This is a genomic window from Blastococcus saxobsidens, assembly GCF_002938435.1.
Lineage (GTDB): Bacteria > Actinomycetota > Actinomycetes > Mycobacteriales > Geodermatophilaceae > Blastococcus > Blastococcus saxobsidens.
Genome location: NZ_POQT01000011.1, coordinates 95,282 through 113,072 on the forward strand (window position 1 = coordinate 95,282; position 17,791 = coordinate 113,072).

The 17,791-nt window shown below is 74.3% G+C and carries 17 protein-coding genes and 1 pseudogene; 13 read left to right on the plus strand and 5 right to left on the minus strand.

Annotation, left to right across the window (positions count from 1 at the left end):
- The first annotated feature begins 91 nt into the window (after positions 1–91).
- The 4 genes from C5507_RS09310 to C5507_RS09325 all read left to right on the plus strand — a co-directional run bounded on the left by C5507_RS09310 (position 92) and on the right by C5507_RS09325 (position 4,145).
- Complete coding sequence (locus C5507_RS09310) at positions 92–1,591, plus strand: DNA-3-methyladenine glycosylase 2 family protein (protein ID WP_104528233.1); 1,500 nt, start codon at positions 92–94, stop codon at positions 1,589–1,591.
- Positions 1,591–2,142: a methylated-DNA--[protein]-cysteine S-methyltransferase gene (locus C5507_RS09315; protein ID WP_104528234.1), complete on the plus strand. Its 552-nt coding sequence runs from the start codon at positions 1,591–1,593 to the stop codon at positions 2,140–2,142. Before C5507_RS09310 ends, C5507_RS09315 begins: the two co-directional genes overlap by 1 nt.
- Positions 2,143–2,197: 55 nt before the next feature.
- Positions 2,198–3,301 (plus strand): DNA recombination protein RmuC, encoded by a 1,104-nt coding sequence (locus C5507_RS09320; RefSeq protein ID WP_104528235.1) that lies wholly within the window; start codon positions 2,198–2,200, stop codon positions 3,299–3,301.
- Positions 3,302–3,599: 298 nt separating this feature from the next.
- Positions 3,600–4,145 carry a DUF6542 domain-containing protein gene (locus C5507_RS09325; RefSeq protein WP_158657551.1) on the plus strand — a complete coding sequence of 182 codons (546 nt, stop codon included), beginning with the start codon at positions 3,600–3,602 and terminating at the stop codon, positions 4,143–4,145.
- A gap of 73 nt (positions 4,146–4,218) precedes the next feature.
- On the opposite strand, the gene C5507_RS09330 is transcribed toward C5507_RS09325, so the two are convergent.
- Positions 4,219–5,190, minus strand: coding sequence for a 4-hydroxy-3-methylbut-2-enyl diphosphate reductase (locus C5507_RS09330; protein WP_104528237.1), 972 nt, complete (start codon positions 5,188–5,190; stop codon positions 4,219–4,221).
- Positions 5,191–5,325: 135 nt separating this feature from the next.
- Between C5507_RS09330 and C5507_RS22205 the strand changes: the two genes are divergently transcribed.
- The 3 genes from C5507_RS22205 (at position 5,326) to C5507_RS09345 (ending at position 8,009) form a co-directional block, all read left to right on the plus strand.
- On the plus strand, positions 5,326–6,387 hold the full coding sequence (locus C5507_RS22205) for a hypothetical protein (RefSeq protein ID WP_130504327.1): 1,062 nt from the start codon (positions 5,326–5,328) through the stop codon (positions 6,385–6,387).
- Positions 6,388–6,555: 168 nt separating this feature from the next.
- Positions 6,556–7,788 carry an exodeoxyribonuclease VII large subunit gene (xseA, locus tag C5507_RS09340; protein WP_104528238.1) on the plus strand — a complete coding sequence of 411 codons (1,233 nt, stop codon included), beginning with the start codon at positions 6,556–6,558 and terminating at the stop codon, positions 7,786–7,788.
- Entirely contained in the window at positions 7,785–8,009 is a 225-nt protein-coding gene (locus C5507_RS09345; RefSeq protein ID WP_104528239.1) for an exodeoxyribonuclease VII small subunit, read from the plus strand. The genes xseA and C5507_RS09345 overlap by 4 nt, the downstream gene beginning before the upstream one ends.
- On the opposite strand, the gene C5507_RS09350 is transcribed toward C5507_RS09345, so the two are convergent.
- Positions 7,997–8,623, minus strand: coding sequence for a DUF4245 domain-containing protein (locus C5507_RS09350; RefSeq protein ID WP_104528240.1), 627 nt, complete (start codon positions 8,621–8,623; stop codon positions 7,997–7,999). The two genes, C5507_RS09345 and C5507_RS09350, sit on opposite strands and share 13 nt — an antisense overlap.
- Positions 8,624–8,736: 113 nt before the next feature.
- On the opposite strand from C5507_RS09350, the gene glpX reads away from it, so the two are divergent.
- On the plus strand, positions 8,737–9,801 hold the full coding sequence (gene glpX, locus C5507_RS09355) for a class II fructose-bisphosphatase (protein WP_207225920.1): 1,065 nt from the start codon (positions 8,737–8,739) through the stop codon (positions 9,799–9,801).
- Positions 9,802–9,870: 69 nt separating this feature from the next.
- Here glpX and C5507_RS09360 read toward each other — a convergent pair whose 3' ends face one another.
- On the minus strand, positions 9,871–10,536 hold the full coding sequence (locus C5507_RS09360) for a hypothetical protein (RefSeq protein WP_104528241.1): 666 nt from the start codon (positions 10,534–10,536) through the stop codon (positions 9,871–9,873).
- Between the two features lie 170 nt (positions 10,537–10,706).
- Here C5507_RS09360 and C5507_RS09365 point away from each other — a divergent pair, with 170 nt between their 5' ends.
- Positions 10,707–12,122, plus strand: a complete 1,416-nt coding sequence (locus C5507_RS09365) for a class II fumarate hydratase (protein WP_104528242.1) — start codon at positions 10,707–10,709, stop codon at positions 12,120–12,122.
- A 25-nt stretch (positions 12,123–12,147) separates the two neighbouring features.
- Here C5507_RS09365 and C5507_RS22820 read toward each other — a convergent pair whose 3' ends face one another.
- Positions 12,148–13,293 (minus strand): CatB-related O-acetyltransferase, encoded by a 1,146-nt coding sequence (locus C5507_RS22820; RefSeq protein ID WP_207225919.1) that lies wholly within the window; start codon positions 13,291–13,293, stop codon positions 12,148–12,150.
- A gap of 186 nt (positions 13,294–13,479) precedes the next feature.
- Here C5507_RS22820 and C5507_RS09375 point away from each other — a divergent pair, with 186 nt between their 5' ends.
- The 4 genes from C5507_RS09375 (at position 13,480) to C5507_RS09390 (ending at position 17,261) form a co-directional block, all read left to right on the plus strand.
- On the plus strand, positions 13,480–13,698 hold the full coding sequence (locus tag C5507_RS09375; RefSeq protein WP_207225918.1) for a WxcM-like domain-containing protein: 219 nt from the start codon (positions 13,480–13,482) through the stop codon (positions 13,696–13,698).
- Positions 13,699–13,746: 48 nt separating this feature from the next.
- Positions 13,747–15,663 (plus strand): glycosyltransferase family protein, encoded by a 1,917-nt coding sequence (locus C5507_RS09380; RefSeq protein ID WP_104528243.1) that lies wholly within the window; start codon positions 13,747–13,749, stop codon positions 15,661–15,663.
- Positions 15,663–16,964 carry a citrate synthase gene (locus C5507_RS09385; protein WP_104528244.1) on the plus strand — a complete coding sequence of 434 codons (1,302 nt, stop codon included), beginning with the start codon at positions 15,663–15,665 and terminating at the stop codon, positions 16,962–16,964. The genes C5507_RS09380 and C5507_RS09385 overlap by 1 nt, the downstream gene beginning before the upstream one ends.
- Before the next feature lie 105 nt (positions 16,965–17,069).
- Positions 17,070–17,261: a hypothetical protein gene (locus C5507_RS09390; protein ID WP_104528245.1), complete on the plus strand. Its 192-nt coding sequence runs from the start codon at positions 17,070–17,072 to the stop codon at positions 17,259–17,261.
- 272 nt (positions 17,262–17,533) lie between these two features.
- Here C5507_RS09390 and C5507_RS23095 read toward each other — a convergent pair.
- Positions 17,534–17,791 (minus strand): annotated as a pseudogene (locus C5507_RS23095) (hypothetical protein); the annotation flags it as partial.

A 17,791-nucleotide genomic window follows, 5' to 3' on the forward strand; every position in this document is an offset into this window, starting at 1 on the left:
GCCGCCCGGTCGACGACGGCGGCATGGCCCCCGCCACGGCGGCGTCCGAAAACCGCCAGAACGCGTCGTCCGGCACTGGCATGATCGACCCGTGAGCGAAGCCCTGGACCACGAGCGCTGCTACCGCGCCGTCGCCGGCCGGGACGCGCGCTTCGACGGCTGGTTCTTCACCGCCGTGCACACCACGGGCATCTACTGCCGGCCGTCCTGCCCCGCCCGCACGCCGCTGGCGCGCAACGTCTCGTTCTTCAGCACCTCCGCGGCCGCCCAGGGCGCAGGCTTCCGCGCCTGCCGCCGCTGCCGCCCGGACGCCGCGCCGGGCTCTCCGGACTGGGACGTGCGCGCCGACGTCGTCGCCCGGGCCATGCGCCTGATCGCCGACGGCGAGGTCGAACGCTCCGGCGTCCCGGGCCTGGCCGCGCACCTCGGCTACTCCGAGCGGCAGCTGAACCGGCTGCTCGTGGGTGAGCTCGGCGTCGGGCCGCTGGCCCTGGCCCGCGCCCAGCGGGCCCAGACCGCCCGGCTGCTCATCGAGACCACCGACCTGCCGATGGCCGACGTCGCCTTCGCTGCCGGCTTCGCCAGCATCCGGCAGTTCAACGACACCGTCCGCGAGGTGTTCGCGCTGACCCCCACGGAGCTGCGCCGCGGCCGGCGCGCGACGACCGGCGGGCAGCCCGGCTGGCTGACGCTCCGGCTGGCGGCGCGCGCCCCGTACGCGGCCGACGAGGTGCTGCTGTTCCTGGGGGTGCATGCGGTGCCCGGGCTCGAGGAGTGGGACGGGACGACGTTCTCCCGGGTGCTCGACCTGCCGCACGGCCCGGCCGTCGTGCAGCTCTCCCCCGCGGCCGACGGCGCTGCCGCGATCACCGCGCGGCTCCGGCTCACCGAACTGCGCGATCTCGGGGTTGCCGTCAGCCGGTGCCGGCGGATGCTGGATCTCGACGCCGACCCCGCGGCCGTCGACGACGTGCTCGGGGCCGACCCGGCGCTCGCCCCGCTGGTGGCCGGCGCGCCCGGACGCCGGGTCCCCGCCGCACCCGACGCCGACGAGCTCGCCGTGCGGGCCGTGCTGGGCCAGCAGGTGTCGGTGGCCGGCGCCCGCACCCTCACCGCACGCCTGCTGACGGCGACCGGCACGCCGCTGCCCGAGCCGGTGGGCACGCTCACGCACGCCTTCCCCCGCCCCGGGGCGCTGGCGGACGCCGACCTGACGACCGTCGGCCTCACCGGCGCCCGCCGCCGGACGGTGCACGCGCTGGCCACCGCGCTGGCCGACGGCGCGGTCGCGCTCGGTCCCGGCGCGGAGCGGGCGGAGGCGGAACGGGCGCTGCGCGCGGTGCCCGGCATCGGCCCCTGGACCGCCGCCCTCGTGGGCCTGCGCGGCCTCGCCGACCCAGACGTCTGGCTGCCCGGCGACCTCGCCCTGCGGAAGTCGCTGGCGGCGCTCGGCAGCAGCGACACCGACGCAGCCACCCGCTGGCGGCCGTGGAGCTCCTACGCCGTCATGCACCTGTGGGCGCTGGCCGTGCCTTCCCTCTTCACCCGCCCCGCCCTTCCCTCCGCCCCCGACCTGTCCAGGAGCGCGTGATGATCGCCCTGCTCGACGCCGGCGCCCCGCGCGTCCGGTACGCCACCGTGTCCACGCCCCCGGGCCCGTTCACCGTGGTCGTCGGCGAGGACCCCGCCGGCCGCGACGTCGTCCTCGCCAGCGGGTGGACGGCGGACCTCGGTGAGCTCTTCCCCGTCATCCACCGCGCACTGCGGCCCGGCGGCGCCGACGAGGACCCGTGGCTGCCCGTCCTCTCTGCGGTGGAGGCCTTCGTTGCCGGCGACGTCACGGCGATCGACGACGTGCCCGTGGCCCAGCGCTCGGGACCGTTCCTCGAGGAGGCCTGGCAGGTGCTGCGGACGGTGCCCGCCGGCCGGCCCGACACCTACGCCGCCTTCGCCGTCCGCTGCGGACGGCCCGCCGCCGTGCGGGCCGCGGCGAACGCCTGCGCGCGCAACGCCGCCGCGCTGTTCGTGCCCTGCCACCGCGTGCTCGGCTCCGACGGCGGGCTGGGCGGCTTCCGCTGGGGAACACCGGTGAAGCGCTGGTTGCTCGACCACGAGTCGGAGCACGCTCCCGTTCCGGCCTGATCGCAGCGGCCCGACCTCCACGGAACTGTCGGACGCATCCGGCAGTCTCCGCGACATGGACGCCGCTTCCCTGCTCCTCGGGCTCCTCCTCGGTGCGCTGCTGGCCACCGCCGTCACCCTGGGCGTGGTCATGCTGCTGGCCCGTCGACGCCCGGAGGAGGCCGGGCTGGAACCGGTGCACGAGTCGCTGGACCACCTGCACCGGCTGCTCGCCGGCATGGAGCGCGCCCGGGCCACCGCGCACGGCGAGCTCCGTGAGCAGATGGGCACCGTCGGCCAGGCCTCGGCGCAGCTCAAGCACGAGACGGCGGCCCTGGTCACCGCGCTGCGCACGCCCCACGTGCGCGGCCGCTGGGGAGAGGTGCAGCTGCGCCGGGTCGTGGAGGTGGCCGGCCTGCTCGAGCACTGCGACTTCGTGGAGCAACCGTCCGGCACCAACGACGAGGGCGCCGGCGTCCGCCCCGACCTGGTGGTCACCCTGGCCGACGGCCGGCAGGTGGTCGTCGACGCGAAGGTGCCCTTCACCGGCTACATCGAGGCGGTGCAGGCCGAGGACCGCGCGGTGCGGGCGGAGCGGGTCACGACCCACGCCCGGCAGCTGCGCGCGCACGTCGACCAGCTCTCCGCCCGCCGCTACCCCACCGCCTTCCGGCCGGCCGCGCCGTTCACCGTCCTGTTCGTCCCCTCCGACGGCTTCCTCACCACCGCCCTGGAGGCCGAGCCGGGGTTGCTGGAGTACGGCTTCGCCCGCGACGTCGTGCTGGCCACGCCCAGCACCCTGCTCGCCCTGCTGCGCACGGTCGCCTACTCGTGGCGGCAGGAGCGCCTGGCCCGCGACGCCGACCAGGTGCTGGAGGTCGGCCGGCGGCTGCACGCCCGGCTCAGCACCCTGTCCGGGCACCTCACCCGCCTCGGCTCGGCGCTGTCGACCACGCTCACCCGCTACAACGAGACGGTCGGCTCCTACGAGCGCTCGGTGCTGACCGCCGCCCGCCGGTTCGACGACCTGGGAGTGGCGGAGTCACCGGTGCCGGAGCCTGCGGCGGTGGAGGCGACCGTCCGCACCTTGCGCCCCGCCGAACCGACCGACCGCGACGCGCCGTTCGGTCCGCCACGCTTCGACGCCCTGGAGGAGGACCGCGACGGCACATCTGGCTGACGGCCCGGCCCCGAAGGCTGCGGGAGGTTGGCAACTCGTTCGCACCGCGAGTCACACCCATCGCCCCGCGTCGCTGGGTCACCAGTGGAAGCGGACGACGCGGCGCCGTCCTCCGGCTGACTGGCGACTTCTGTCGCTACCGTGGTTCCAACGGCCGACCAGACGGGGGAGCCGGGAAACGGGACGGAGGTGCGCCATGGCCACGGCGAGCACAGCGGGCGCCTGGCAGAGCGGCGCGCGGCCGGAGCGGCCCTACCCCGCCCGCGCCCCGCGCCCGTCCGCCGCGGCGGACCGCCCGATGCGCAGTTCCCGTTCCAGCGTCCCCGGCCCCGGCCGCTCCGACGACCGACGTCGCCCCGTCGAGCGCGACCGCGTCCGGGACCGCTACGAGCAGGCGGCGCCGGCTCCGCGTGAGACCGGCCGCCCGCGCGCGAGCGACCGTGCCGCAGAGCGACCGGTGGCCCGCGTCGGCGCACCCGCCCGCGAACGGGAGAGCAAGCTGCGCGGCCTCCTCGCCATCGTCGCGGTCTTCCTGCTGACGCTGGCCGGCTGCGCCGTCGACTCCTTCACCGGCTCCGGTCTGGGTCTGATCACCCTCGTCGCCCTGACCGCGAGCACCGCGGCCGCCGTCCTGCTGGTCCGCCGCCGCGACATGCTCTCGGTGATCGTCGCCCCGCCGCTGGTCTTCGCCCTCGTCGCCGCGGTGAACGTCGGCCTGGCCCCGTCGGCCACCCTGAACCTGCCCACGATGGCCACGCTGCTGGTCCGGGGCTTTCCCACCATGGCCGCCGCCACCGCCGCGGCCCTCGTCCTCGCGCTCTTCCGGCTCGCCACCCGCCGCTGAGCCCCGCCGAGAACCAACGACGAAGCCCCGGTCCGCAGCAGGCGGACCGGGGCTTCGTCGTGCGGGGGATCGCTCAATCGGTGGCGGCCCTGGCTGCCTTCTCGGCCCGGCGCAGCTCGTGCGGCAGCGCGAAGACCAGCCGCTCCTCGGCAGCCTTCACGGTCTCGACGTCGGGGAAGCCGCGCTCGGCGAGGAAGTCCAGCACCTCGCTGACGAGGATCTCCGGCACCGAGGCGCCACTGGTGACGCCGACGGTGGAGACGCCCTCGAGCCACGCCTCGTCGATCTCCGAGGCGAAGTCCACGAGGTAGGACGCCCGCGCACCGGCCTCGAGCGCGACCTCGACCAGCCGCACCGAGTTCGACGAGTTGGTCGAGCCGACGACGAGCACGAGGTCGCACTCCCCCGCCATCTGCTTGACGGCCTGCTGCCGGTTCTGCGTGGCGTAGCAGATGTCGTCACTGGGCGGGGACTGCAGCCCTGGGAACCGGTTCTTCAGCTGGTCCACCGTCGCCAGCGTCTCGTCGACCGAGAGCGTGGTCTGCGACAACCACACCACCTTCTCCGGGTCGCGCACCTGCACGTTGGCGACGTCCTCGGGGCCGTCGACGAGCTGCATGTGCTCCGGCGCCTCGCCGAAGGTGCCCTCGACCTCCTCGTGGCCGCGGTGGCCGATCAGCAGGATGTCGAAGTCGTCGCGCGCGAACCGCTTGGCCTCCTGGTGCACCTTCGTCACCAGGGGGCAGGTCGCGTCGATGGTGCGCAGCTGGCGGGCCGCGGCCTGCTCGTGCACCGCCGGGGAGACACCGTGCGCGCTGAACACGACGACCGCGCCCTCGGGCACCTCGTCGGTCTCGTCCACGAAGATCGCGCCGCGCCGCTCGAGGGTCGCCACCACGTGCTTGTTGTGGACGATCTGCTTGCGGACGTAGACCGGCGCACCGTGGATCTCCAGGGCGCGCTCGACCGCGATCACCGCCCGGTCCACACCGGCGCAGTACCCCCGGGGATCGGCCAGCAGGACCCGTCCGCGCTGATCAGCCATGCACCCATGGTAGTTGAAAAACCCTGTGCCCCCCGTCACTCGCAGGCTCGCGACGGGACCCTGCACAGGGCTGTTCACCGGGTGGGACAGGACACACGGGGTGTCGGCCTTGACCATCTGGGGCACGCTGTGCGCATGTCCCGAGAGATCCCCGAGGTCGTCCGCGCCGCCGCCGGTCTGGCGGCAACCGTTCTCGACGAGGCACGCAAGCTGCCCGAGACGCTGCCGGGCCTGCCCGTCCGTGTGATCGGCGTGGCGATGCAGCACGCCATGAAGGTGCAGCAGACCTACGCCGGCCTGATCGCCCGCGGCGACGAGCTGTTCACCGGCCTGCGCGGCGACGCCGAGCCCGGCCTGGCCACCTTCGACGACGACGACGAGGACCCCGCGCCCACCGCCGGTTTCCGCGACTCCGCGTTCGACCGCGTCACCGACGACGACGTCGCCCCCGTCCTGGCCGCCGCGGCGGACGCGGGGATCGCCGTGGACGACGCGGTGGTCGACTCCGCCGACGCCGTGGCCACCGCCGAGCGGACCGTCGACTCCGTCACCGAGGACGCCCCGAGCACCGAGGAGGTGCTCGACGAGCTCGCCATCGACGAGGCGGTGCCCGAGGTCGCCGACACCGACCCGCTGACCCCCGCGGCCGAGGCGGCGGCGACCGAGGACGCCGACGCCCTCGAGTCGGCGCTGCTCGAGTCCGGCGACACCGGCGTCAGCGACCCCCGAGAGGACGGCGCCGCGACGGTCGACGTGCTCACCCCCGACGGCGGCATCGAGACCGTCGAGGGCGCCGTCACCGACGAGGGCGTCGCCGCGGTCGAGGCCCCCCAGGACGGCACGGGCACCGACGAGACCGTCGCCGCCACCGACGGCACGGCCACCGGCACCGACACGGCCGTCGACGAGGGTGGCACGCCCGTCGCCGCGGCCGGCACGGACGACGGCAGCACCGCCGGCGGCACCTCGGGCACCGGGGCGCCCGCCGGCGAGCCGGTCGACGGCTACGGCACCTTCTCCGTGGCCCAGCTCCGCGGCCGGCTGCGCGGGTACGCGCTGAGCACCGTGGCGGACCTGCTCGCCTACGAGGAGGCCGACCAGGCCCGCGAGCCGTACCTGCGGATGCTGCGCAACCGGCTGGAGAAGCTCGAGGAGCAGGCGGTCGAGAGCAGCCCGCTGGCCCCGCGCGGCCTCTGAACGACACCCCCGTCCGCGTGGCCCCTCCCTGGGTCGCGCGGACGGGGCCGTCCGGGGCGGTGTCGGTGCCGTCTGACACGCTCGGGCCATGGAAGAGGACCCCTCTGCCCCCCACGCCTCGCACGCTCGGCGCGGGCCCCTGCAGAGGCGCCATGACAGGCTGACGGAATGACGGGTCCCTCGTCCCCCGAGTCGCCGTGGCCGGTGCGGACGGTGGCCCGCAAGGTGGCCGACTGGATCGGCCGGCTGGGCGAGGTGTGGGTCGAGGGCCAGGTGGCCCAGCTGTCCCGTCGCAGCGGTGCGGCCACCGTGTTCCTGACCCTGCGGGACCCGGCGGCCGACCTCTCGGTGCCGGTCACCTGCCACCGGGACGTCGCCGAGCGGCCCGGCCTGGAACTCACCGAGGGCGCCCGCGTGATCGTGCGCGCCCGCCCCGACTACTACGTGGCGCGCGGGTCCTTCTCCCTCCGCGCGACCGAGATCCGCGCCGTCGGCCTGGGTGAGCTCCTGGCCCGCATCGAGCGGATCCGCCGGCTGCTCACCGCCGAAGGCCTGTTCGACGCGGCACGCAAGCGCCCGCTGCCCTTCGCGCCGCGCGTCGTCGGTCTCATCACCGGCCGGGACAGCGCCGCCGAGCGCGACGTGCTGGTCACCGCCCGCCGCAGGTGGCCCGCCGTGCGGTTCACCACCCACCACTGCGTCGTCCAGGGACCGAACGCCGCGGCCAACGTGATCGACGGGCTGCGCCGGCTGGACGCCGACCCCGACGTGGAGGTCATCGTCGTCGCGCGCGGCGGCGGCTCGGTGGAGGACCTCCTGCCGTTCTCCGACGAGGGCCTGGTGCGCGCCATCGCCGCCTGCCGCACCCCGGTGGTCACCGCGGTCGGGCACGAGACCGACACCACGCTGGTCGACCACGTCGCCGACGTGCGGGCAGCCACCCCCACCGACGCCGCGCACCGCATCGTCCCGGAGATCGGGGAGCAGCGGCGGCTGGTCGACGGCCTGCGCGCCCGCGCCCGGCACCTGGTGGGCACCCGGCTGGAGCAGCAGGTGCGCTGGCTGGAGTCCGTGCGCACCCGCCCTTCGCTCGCCGACCCCGAGCGCCTGCTGCACGGCCGGGAGGACGACGTCCTCGGCCTGCGCACCCGCGCCCGGCGCACCCTGGTCCACCGGGTGGAGTCCGCCGAGCAGGACCTCGAGCACGCCCGCGCCCGGGTGGCCGCCCTTTCCCCCGCCGCGACGCTGGAGCGCGGCTACGCCGTCGTCCAGCGGGCCGACGGCTCGCTGGTGCGCGATCCCGCGGAGGTGGCCGACGACGAGCCGCTGCGCGTCCGCGTCGCCGGTGGCCGGCTCCCCGTCCGCGTCGACCGCAGCACCGACCAGGAGGACCCCGCATGAGCAGCCCCGACGAGCGCGCCCCGGAACCGACCACCACCTACGAGCAGGCGCGGGAGGAGCTCGCCGACGTCGTCCGGCGGCTGGAGGCCGGCGGGCTCACGCTGGAGGAGTCGCTCGCCCTGTGGGAGCGCGGTGAGGAGCTGGCCACACTGTGCCAGCACTGGCTCGACCGCGCCCGCGAGCGGCTGGCCGCCGCCACGCCCACCGATCAGCCGGAGTAGGGACGCACCGCGGCCGCGACGGTCTCCAGCTCCTCGTCGGGCGCCGATCCGCTGACGACCACGGTCACCCCGTCGGCGACCCGCGACAGCGCCGTCTCGCCGCGTCCGGTGGTCGACCTGGTCCACTCCTCGCCCCCGAGCACGACGCTGCCCTCCTCGGTGGCCCCCTCGAGCACCTCCACCACCGGGTCGGCGTCGGCGAAGTCGCTGACGACGAACCCGGCGTACGCCTCCGACGGGGTCACGTAACCGATCTCCAGCGCCACCGGGCCGCCCTCCGGCGTGGAGCCGACGTCGGTGCTGGCACTGGTGGGCCGGTAGCCCTCGTCCAACCCGGTCGGCACCAGCAGGGTGTAGCCGGCCCGGGCGTCGGCCGCACGGATCGTGCTCGTGGGGTCGATCTCGCGCACCGGGTCGACGGAGTTCTGCCGGAAGGCCGCCCATCCCACGACGGCCAGGCAGATCAGCACGAGCGGCAGCAGCGACCGCAGCATGTTCGCCGCGCTCAGCCGGTTGGCCCGCTCCACCGCCGAGGGCGCCGGCGGGAGCTGGTCGCTCCCGGCCGCCTCGTCGGGGAGCTGGGGACGCTGGCTCGTCGGGCCGATTCCGGTCATGCCCCTAGGATCGCAGGCAATCTCTCCGGCTTCACCGCCCATGGCCCCGTCCCGGGCCCTGCCCTGTGCACGTGAAGGGTGGGGAAGGACAGGGTCCAACTCCTGGAGGACCCGTGTCGCTGCCCGTCCCCGAAAGCCCTCTCCCGTCCACGACCGCCGGTCACGGCTTCAGCGCCGACCGGCCCGCCCCCGACCGCAACCTGGCGCTGGAACTGGTGCGGGTCACCGAGGCCGCCGCCATGGCGGCCGGTCGCTGGGTCGGCCGCGGCGACAAGAACGGTGGCGACGGCGCCGCCGTCGACGCCATGCGTGCGCTCATCGGCACGGTGAGCATGAACGGCGTCGTGGTCATCGGCGAGGGCGAGAAGGACGAGGCGCCCATGCTCTACAACGGTGAGCAGGTCGGCGACGGCCACGGCCCGGAGTGCGACGTCGCCGTCGACCCCATCGACGGCACCACGCTGATGGCCAAGGGCATGCCGAACGCCATCGCCGTCATGGCGGTGGCCGAGCGCGGCGCCATGTACGACCCGTCGGCGGTCTTCTACATGGAGAAGCTGGCCACCGGCCCCGCCGCGGCCGACGTCGTCGACATCACCGTCCCGGTCGCCGAGAACATCCGTCGCATCGCCAAGGCGAAGAAGGGCTCCGTCGGGGACGTCACCGTCTGCATCCTCGACCGCCCGCGGCACGAGCAGCTCGTGCACGAGGTCCGCGAGGCCGGCGCCCGCATCAAGTTCATCACCGACGGCGACGTCGCCGGCGCAATCGCCGCGGCCCGCGAGGGCACCGGGGTCGACCTGCTGCTGGGCATCGGCGGCACCCCGGAGGGGATCATCGCCGCCTGCGCGCTCAAGTGCATGGGCGGCGCGCTGCAGGGCCGGCTCTGGCCCAAGGACGACGACGAGCGGCAGAAGGCCCTCGACGCCGGCCACGACCTCGACCGGGTGCTGCACATCGACGACCTGGTCCGCGGTGACGTCTTCTTCGTCGCCACCGGCATCACCGACGGGGAACTGCTCCGCGGCGTCCGGTACAGCGCCGGCGGCTGCACCACCCAGTCGCTGGTCATGCGCTCGCGGTCGGGCACCATCCGCTCGATCGACAGCCTGCACTCGCTGGAGAAGCTGCGGGCCTACTCCGCGGTGCCGTTCGACCGGAACGACACGGAGGACTGACCCGGGCAGCACGACAGGGGGCCCGGCCGCCGTGGCCCGGCCCCCGTCGTCGTCAGCCGTGGGACCACGTCACTCCAGCTCGGTGCAGGCCGGCACCGTGAACTCCTTGACCCGGCCGCCGCACGTGCTGGCGTACTCCTCGTAGGCCGACAGGGGCGGCGACTCGTACATCAGGTCGTCGCACGCCTGCAGCTCGCCCTCGAAGCAGCTCTGGGCGTAGCCGTCGAGCGCCGGGTCGGGCCCGAGGTCCTCCGGCTCGACCGGCGGGAACTGCTCTACGTCCTCCATCGGGCCGCCGGCGTACCAGCCCATGCCCTCCTCGCCCAGCATCCCGCCCATCAGCGCATCCATCGACTCCTGGTTGCCCTCGACCATGCCGTCGCGCACGCCCTCGGTGATCGCCGGCGCCATCTCCTCGGCCATCGCCCGGCCGATGTCCTCGGCACTGCCGATGAAGACCGCGCTCACCAGCAGGGTGGCCCCCACCGCGCCGGCGGCCACCCCGGCCAGCGCCGTCCCGGCGAGCACCCAGCGGCCGCGACCGGCCTGATCCGCGGAGGCCGGCGGCGCGGTGGCGGGCGCAGCAGCGGTCGGTCCCCAGGCGGGGGTGGTGGCCGCCCAGTCGGGGGTGGGCTGACCGCCCGGTGCGGGCCAGGAGGCGTCCGGGGCCGGCCAGCCAGGGGCCGGCTGCCCCTGGGGGGAGGTGGTGCCGTCAGGGCTCTGCGGCTGGGACATGGGGCCCTCCTCGGGGCTCGTGCCGCGAGGGCACGTGGATCGACCGGGCGCCACCGGCGCTCGACGTCCTCCTCGGCGTACCGCACGCGGGGCGGGACCGACTCCTCTCCCACGGGTGTCTAGGGTCCCGTGCGGAGCACTGTCACCATCCACACCACCGGGAGCACAGCGTGGCCCAGCAGAACGGCGCAGCGCAGGACGGCGGGGACTTCCGCATCGAGCACGACTCCATGGGGGAGGTCCGAGTTCCCTCCTGGGCCAAGTGGCGGGCGCAGACCCAGCGCGCCGTGGAGAACTTTCCGATCTCCGGCACCCCGATCGAGCGGGAGCTGATCGGTGCCCTGGCGGCGATCAAGGGGGCGGCGGCCACCGTCAACGCCGATCTCGGCGTGCTGGACCGGTCGATCGCCGACGCCGTCACCGAGGCCGCGGCCCGGGTCGCCACCGGTGAGTTCGACGAGCACTTCCCGATCGACGTCTTCCAGACCGGCTCGGGCACGTCGAGCAACATGAACACCAACGAGGTCATCGCCACCCTGGCCACCGAGACCCTCGGCGCCCCGGTGCACCCCAACGACCACGTCAACGCCTCGCAGTCGTCCAACGACGTCTTCCCGTCGGCCATCCACATCGCCGCGACCCGCGCCATCGTGGTCACCCTCATCCCCGCGCTGCGCCACCTCGAGGCCTCGCTGTCGCGCAAGGCCGAGGAGTTCGCCACCGTCGTCAAGAGCGGCCGCACCCACCTGATGGACGCCACCCCGGTCACCCTGGGGCAGGAGTTCGGCGGGTACGCCGCCGCCGTCCGCTACGGCGTGGAGCGCCTGGAGGCCTCCCTCCCCCGCATCGGCGAGCTGCCGCTGGGCGGCACGGCGGTCGGCACCGGCATCAACACCCCGCCCGGGTTCGCCGCCGCCATCATCGAGAAGCTGGCCGCCCAGCTGGAGCTGCCGCTGACCGAGGCCCGCGACCACTTCGAGGCGCAGAGCTCCCGGGACGCCCTGGTGGAGGGTTCCGGCCAGCTCAAGACCATCGCCGTCGGCCTGGTCAAGATCGCCAACGACCTGCGCTGGATGGGCTCGGGCCCGCGCACCGGGCTGGGCGAGATCCAGCTGCCCGACCTGCAGCCGGGCAGCTCGATCATGCCGGGCAAGGTGAACCCGGTGATCCCCGAGGCGGTCATCCAGGTGGGCGCCCAGGTCATCGGCAACGACGCCGCGGTCACCTACGCCGGCACCACCGGCGTCTTCGAGCTCAACGTGACGCTGCCGCTCATGGCCCGCAACGTGCTGGAGTCGATCCGCCTGCTGGCCAACGTCAGCCGGCTGCTGGCCGACCGCTGCGTCGACGGCGTCGTGGCCAACGTCGAGCAGTGCCGCACCTACGCCGAGTCCTCGCCCTCGATCGTCACGCCGCTCAACAAGTACATCGGCTACGAGGAGGCGGCGAAGGTCGCCAAGCAGTCGCTGGCCGAGCAGAAGACGATCCGCGAGGTCGTGGTCGAGCGTGGCTACGTCCAGGAGGGCAAGCTCACCGAGCAGCAGCTCGACGAGGCGCTCGACGTCCTCTCCATGACCCACCCCTGAGCCTCGAGCACCGTGCGGCCCGGGCTCAGCTCGGCGGAGTGCTCCCCGCTCCGCCGACCGAGCCCGGGTCGAAGTGGTCGAGGAACTCGGCCACCGGCCGGAGGAACCAGAGGTGTGCGCCGTGCACCGCGACCTCCGGCCAGTCCCACCAGCGGACCCGCATCAGGCGCTCGACGACGTCGTCCTCGAACCGCTTGCGCAGCACGCGCGCCGGCACCCCGCCGACGACCGAGTAGGGGGGGACGTCGTTGACCACGAGGGCCCGGCTGCCGACGATGGAGCCGGTGCCCACGGTGACCTCGCCGAGAACCGTGGCGCCGTAGCCGATCCAGACGTCGTCGCCGATGACCAGCCGCTCGCCCACGGCACCGGGCGGCGGCAGGTCGTACGGCTCGTCCGGCACGAGGATGCTGATCGGGAACGTGGACGCCGTCTGCTCCCGGTGGTGGCCCCGCAGCGTCAGCTGCAGCTCGGCGCCCTCCTCGTCGTACAGCCGGCCCCCGGGCAGCACGATGCTGACCTGGTCGGCGATCGAGCAGTACGCGCCCATCTCCACCCGGTCCAGCGGCGTGTAGGTCTGCAGCACGAAATTCTTCCCGGCGTAGGTGCCCGGCCCGGTGACCGCGCCGGCCTCCTGCAGCGGCCGGCGGACGCGCTCGCGCACCAGCCCCGCGGCGGGGGCGGGGATCACGGGGACCTCCTCGGCGCGCGCCCGGCGGACCAGCTCCGGGGCCGGATCGGCGCCCTCCCCGGCGCTCGCCCACAGGCGGCGGAGGAGGTCGGCCGGCGCGGCGACGTGGGGGGCGGGGTCGTCGGGCGAGGCCACCACCAGACCTCCGACGCGCAGCGCGACCTGCACCATGGCAGCGAGCGCGGTGGGGGCGGCGCACGCCTCGGTGCCCCCGAACCACACCACGTCGGCGGTGGTCCCGGACAGCGCGAGGCTCAGGGCGCCCGCGCGGTCCACGCCCTCGGCGGGCACGACGCGAGCACCGTCCACGGTGCGGAGGAACGCCGCGACGTCGGTGCGCCCGGAGCTGTCGATGACGAGCACCTCGACCTCGGCGCCGAGAGCCGCCTCGGCCTGCTCGACGGCGGGCACCAGCGCGTGCAGGGACGCCTCCACCGCACTGGCCCGGGTGTCGGCCACGAGCACGACGGTCAGACTCATGGGTTGCTCCTATGTCAAGCCGCTGCCGGCAGGCAGGCCGGTGCCGCGAACCAGGATTCCAACCACCGCAACCAGACGCGGCACTCAGCGCCCTGGCACTGAGCCGGGACGCTAACCCGGCCGCACCGTCCTCCCCCGGCACCGGCACCGTCGGCGTTTCCCCGCCTCAGAGCGCGGCGCCAGGAGTTGGTCCTCGACCGGCCTGACATCGGCCTGCACATGGCCCCGATGATCTGGGGGACGCAGTACCGCTGCACGGCCGACGCCGTGCTGGTGGTCCTGGCCTTCGATCCGTACGACCCCGACGACTACATCCGCGACCACGACGAGTACCTCGCCGAGGTGCGCGCCGGGTCCTGGGCCGGGGGCGACAGCGGTCACGCCCTCCGGCCCGTCCGCCGATGACGACCCCGGACCCGGGCGTGCGCCCGGCCGAGTAGCTGGAGGCCCATCGTGCACCGCCCCCCTGCCCACACCCACCAGGTCCTCGACGACAACCGGCGGACCTACGACCGGCTCGTCGAACTGGTGCGCACGCACGCGGCGCGCGGCGACGTCGAGCGGGTCCTGCGGACCGCGACCATGGCCGCGTCGTACGGGTGGCAGGCGCCGACCGGGCTGCTCAGCGATCCCGAACTCGAGCGGCTGGTGGTCCACGCCGTGCGTGGTGCCACGCCTCCGACCGTGGACGGAGGACGGGACACGGGCCGGGTGCTGCACGTCCTCACCGAGGCCTACGGGACCGGCGGCCACACCCGGCTGGCGTGGCGCTGGATGGACCGCGACCCGCGGGCCTCCGACGTCGTCCTCACCAACCAGTACGTGCCGGTCCCCGACACCCTCGTCGAGGTGACGCTGTCGCGGGGCGGCCGACTGCACGACCTCCGGGCGACCACCTCGGACCTCACGTCACGGGTCACCGCGCTGCGCGCTCTGATGGACCGCGCCGACCTGGTCGTCCTGCACGTGCACCCCAACGACGCGGTCGCGCTCGCCGCAGTCAACCTGCCGGGGCCGCGGCCGCCGGCCATCTACGAGAACCACGCCGACCACGCTTACTGGCTCGGCGTCGGGGCGGCCGACCTGGTCTGCGACCTCCGCCCCGCGGCCAGCCGGCTGACCCGCTCGCTCCGCGGCGTCGCCCCGGAGCGGGTGGGCATCCTGCCGCTACCACTGGAGACCCCGCCGTCGCCGGTGAACCCGGCGGAGCTGCGCGCCGGTCTGGGCATCCGGCCCGACGCGGTGATCGCCGTGGCGGTCTCCGCAGAACACAAGATCGCCGCGACGTGGGGACGCGGGATGGACCAGCTGCTGGACCGGGCGCTGGCCATGTCGCCCCGGCTCGCCGTGGTGCTCGTCGGCCCGCCGGCCACCGGGGTGTGGGAGCGCCTGGCCAAGCGCCACCCGGGCCGGGTCTTCCCGACCGGGCAGGTGCCCGACCCGGGGCCCTACTACGCGCTGGCCGACATCTACCTGGACAGCTACCCGACCCGCGCGGTCACGTCGGTGCTGGAGGCGGCCCTGCTGGGGCTGCCGGTACTCACCATCGAGGACATCCCCGAGGACTCCGCCGCGCACATCTTCCAGGCGGACTCCCCCGGGATGGCTGGCCTGCCCCGCGTCCGCACCCGCGAGCAGTACGCCGTGGCGCTGCGACGCCTGGTGGACGACCCGGCGGTCCGTGCCCGGGACGGAGCAGCGGCCCGGGAGTCCGTGCGCCGGGCGCACGACGGGCCGGAGTGGCTCGCCGCGATGGAGCGGCTCTACGGCCAGGCGCGCGCCCTGCCCGCCTGCGACATCGACGACGCACCCGCGGCCGTCGAGGACCGGACCTACGGGGCCTTCCTCCTCGGCTACACGCCGACCCAGACGCAGAGCCCGCCGGCGGAGGCGTCGGGGGGGCCGCTGGGCGAGCTCTTCGACGACGGCCTGCTCGCCGACGTGTTCGCCGTGTGCAACCGGGATGCCGGCCCGAAGCTCACCGTGCAGGCGGCCGCCGGCTGGGAGCAGCACCCCGAGTGGACCATGCGGCTCCTCGAGCTGGCCGGGGCCCACCCCCGGCTGGCGGTCAGCCTGCCCTTCGTCGCCGCCGACGACGCCCACGGGACGATCAGCGGCGCCACCATCGGCGCCCTGCTGGCGGACATCGGGCAGACCCCGGAGACGTGCGGGGACATCAGCGTGGGCCCGCCCTCACCGCAGGACGGCGGCCCGCGACTTGCCGGGGAGCTGCGCCCGGTGCCCGAGGCGCTGGACCGGTTGACCGTGCTGCTGGCCTCGCCGTGCTGGACCCCTCCCGCAGCACCCGAGCCGATGCCCGTGCAGGCGCCCGTGCCCACGGCCCGAGAACTGGGTAGCGTGCTGAGTTGATGACCGAGACTTCGAGCACCTCAGACGTCACCCTCCGCTACCCCGGTGGCGAACTTCCCCTGGCCGTCAAGCGCGGGACCGAAGGAGCCGATGGCCTCGACACCAGCAAGCTGCTGGCCACGACCGGCACGGTCGCCCTGGACATCGGCTTCGTCAACACCGCGTCCTGCACGTCGGCGATCACCTACATCGACGGCGACGCCGGCATCCTGCGCTACCGCGGGTACCCGATCGACCAGCTGGCCGGGAAGTCCAGCTTCCTCGAGGTCACCTACCTGCTGATCCACGGCGAGCTGCCCACGGCCGACCAGCTCGCCGAGTTCGACGGCAAGCTGCGCCGGCACACGCTCCTGCACGAGGACCTCAAGCAGTTCTTCAACGGCTTTCCCCGGGACGCGCACCCCATGCCGGTGCTCTCCTCGGCGGTCAGCGCGCTGTCGACCTTCTACCAGGACTCGCTGGACCCGTTCGACGAGGAGCAGGTGGAGATCTCCACCCTGCGCCTGCTGGCCAAGGTCCCGACGATCGCGGCCTACGCGTACAAGAAGTCGGTCGGGCAGCCGTTCCTCTACCCGGACAACTCCTACGGCCTGGTCGAGAACTTCCTGCGGATGACGTTCGGCTTCCCGGCCGAGCCCTACGACATGGACCCGGACCTGGTGAAGGCCCTGGACATGCTGTTCGTCCTGCACGCCGACCACGAGCAGAACTGCTCGACGTCGACGGTGCGGCTGGTGGGCTCCTCGCACGCCAACCTCTTCGCCTCGGTCTCGGCCGGCATCAACGCGCTGTTCGGCCCGCTGCACGGCGGCGCCAACCAGTCGGTGCTGGAGATGCTGGAGGCCATCCGGCGCGACGGCGGCGACATCCCGTCCTTCGTCGCCCGGGTGAAGAACAAGGAGCCCGGGGTCAAGCTGATGGGCTTCGGTCACCGGGTCTACAAGAACTACGACCCGCGCGCGGCCATCGTGAAGCAGACCGCCGACACCGTGCTGGACAAGCTGGGCGGCAGCAACGAGCTGCTCGACCTGGCCCGCCAGCTCGAGCAGCTCGCGCTGGAGGACGACTACTTCGTCGAGCGGAAGCTCTACCCGAACGTGGACTTCTACACCGGGCTGATCTACCAGGCGATGGGCTTCCCGACCCGGATGTTCACCGTCCTCTTCGCGCTGGGCCGGCTGCCCGGCTGGATCGCCCAGTGGCGCGAGATGATCGCCGACCCGACCACCAAGATCGGTCGCCCGCGCCAGCTGTACACCGGCGCGACCGAACGGGGCTACGTGCCGATCAGCGAGCGCTGACCGACCCGCCACCGGGCCGGGTGACCCTCCGGGGTCACCCGGCCCGTTGCATACCCCGGTGCGGTCCCTACGGTGGATGCGCCCCTGCATTCGAGAGGACCGCGCATGGCCGAGCTCCCCGGCGAGGACTTCCTCGCCCTGCCGCCCATGCCCTTGGCGACCGGCCAGCTCCTGGAGCCCGACGGCGACGGACCACCGGTGCGGATCACCAAGCTCGAGTTCGTCGTCTCGACCGAGGACGGCGCGGAGCTGCGCATCCCCCTCGTCGAGCGGCACGGCGCCTGGTGGGCGCCCTGATCCGGGGCCCCCCGCCTCACCCGAGGTTCATCCCACCCCGAACGGGTGAACCCGTTCCGGGACGAATTCAAGCACCTCCCCCGGCGTGTCGATGGATGGTCGACGGCTCCTGTGCCCACCCGCACCAGGAGCCCCATCCGTAACGACGACGACGCCCGGGGGACGCCGCAGTGCCTGCAACGCGTACGCCCGCGCGCGCCACGACGACCGGCCGGACCCGTTCCCGCAGCTCGGCCTCCACCCGCGCCGCCTCCTCACCCCGCGCCGCCTCCTCACCGCGCACCGCCCCGGCCCCCCGCGCCACCGGCGGCGGACGTGCCACGGGCCGACCGCCCCTGACCCCGGCGGAGGCCCAGGCGCTCCGGGAGGCCCTGGCGCTGCGCCAGGCCGCTGCTGCGCGTCCCGGCGTGACCCCCGAGGGTCTGTGCCGTGATCGGCACGGGGAAGCCGGGCACGTTCACCGGCGGCAGCAGACCCAGCACCGCGACGATCGCGGCGAAGAGGGCGACGTAGGCGAGATCCCTGGACTT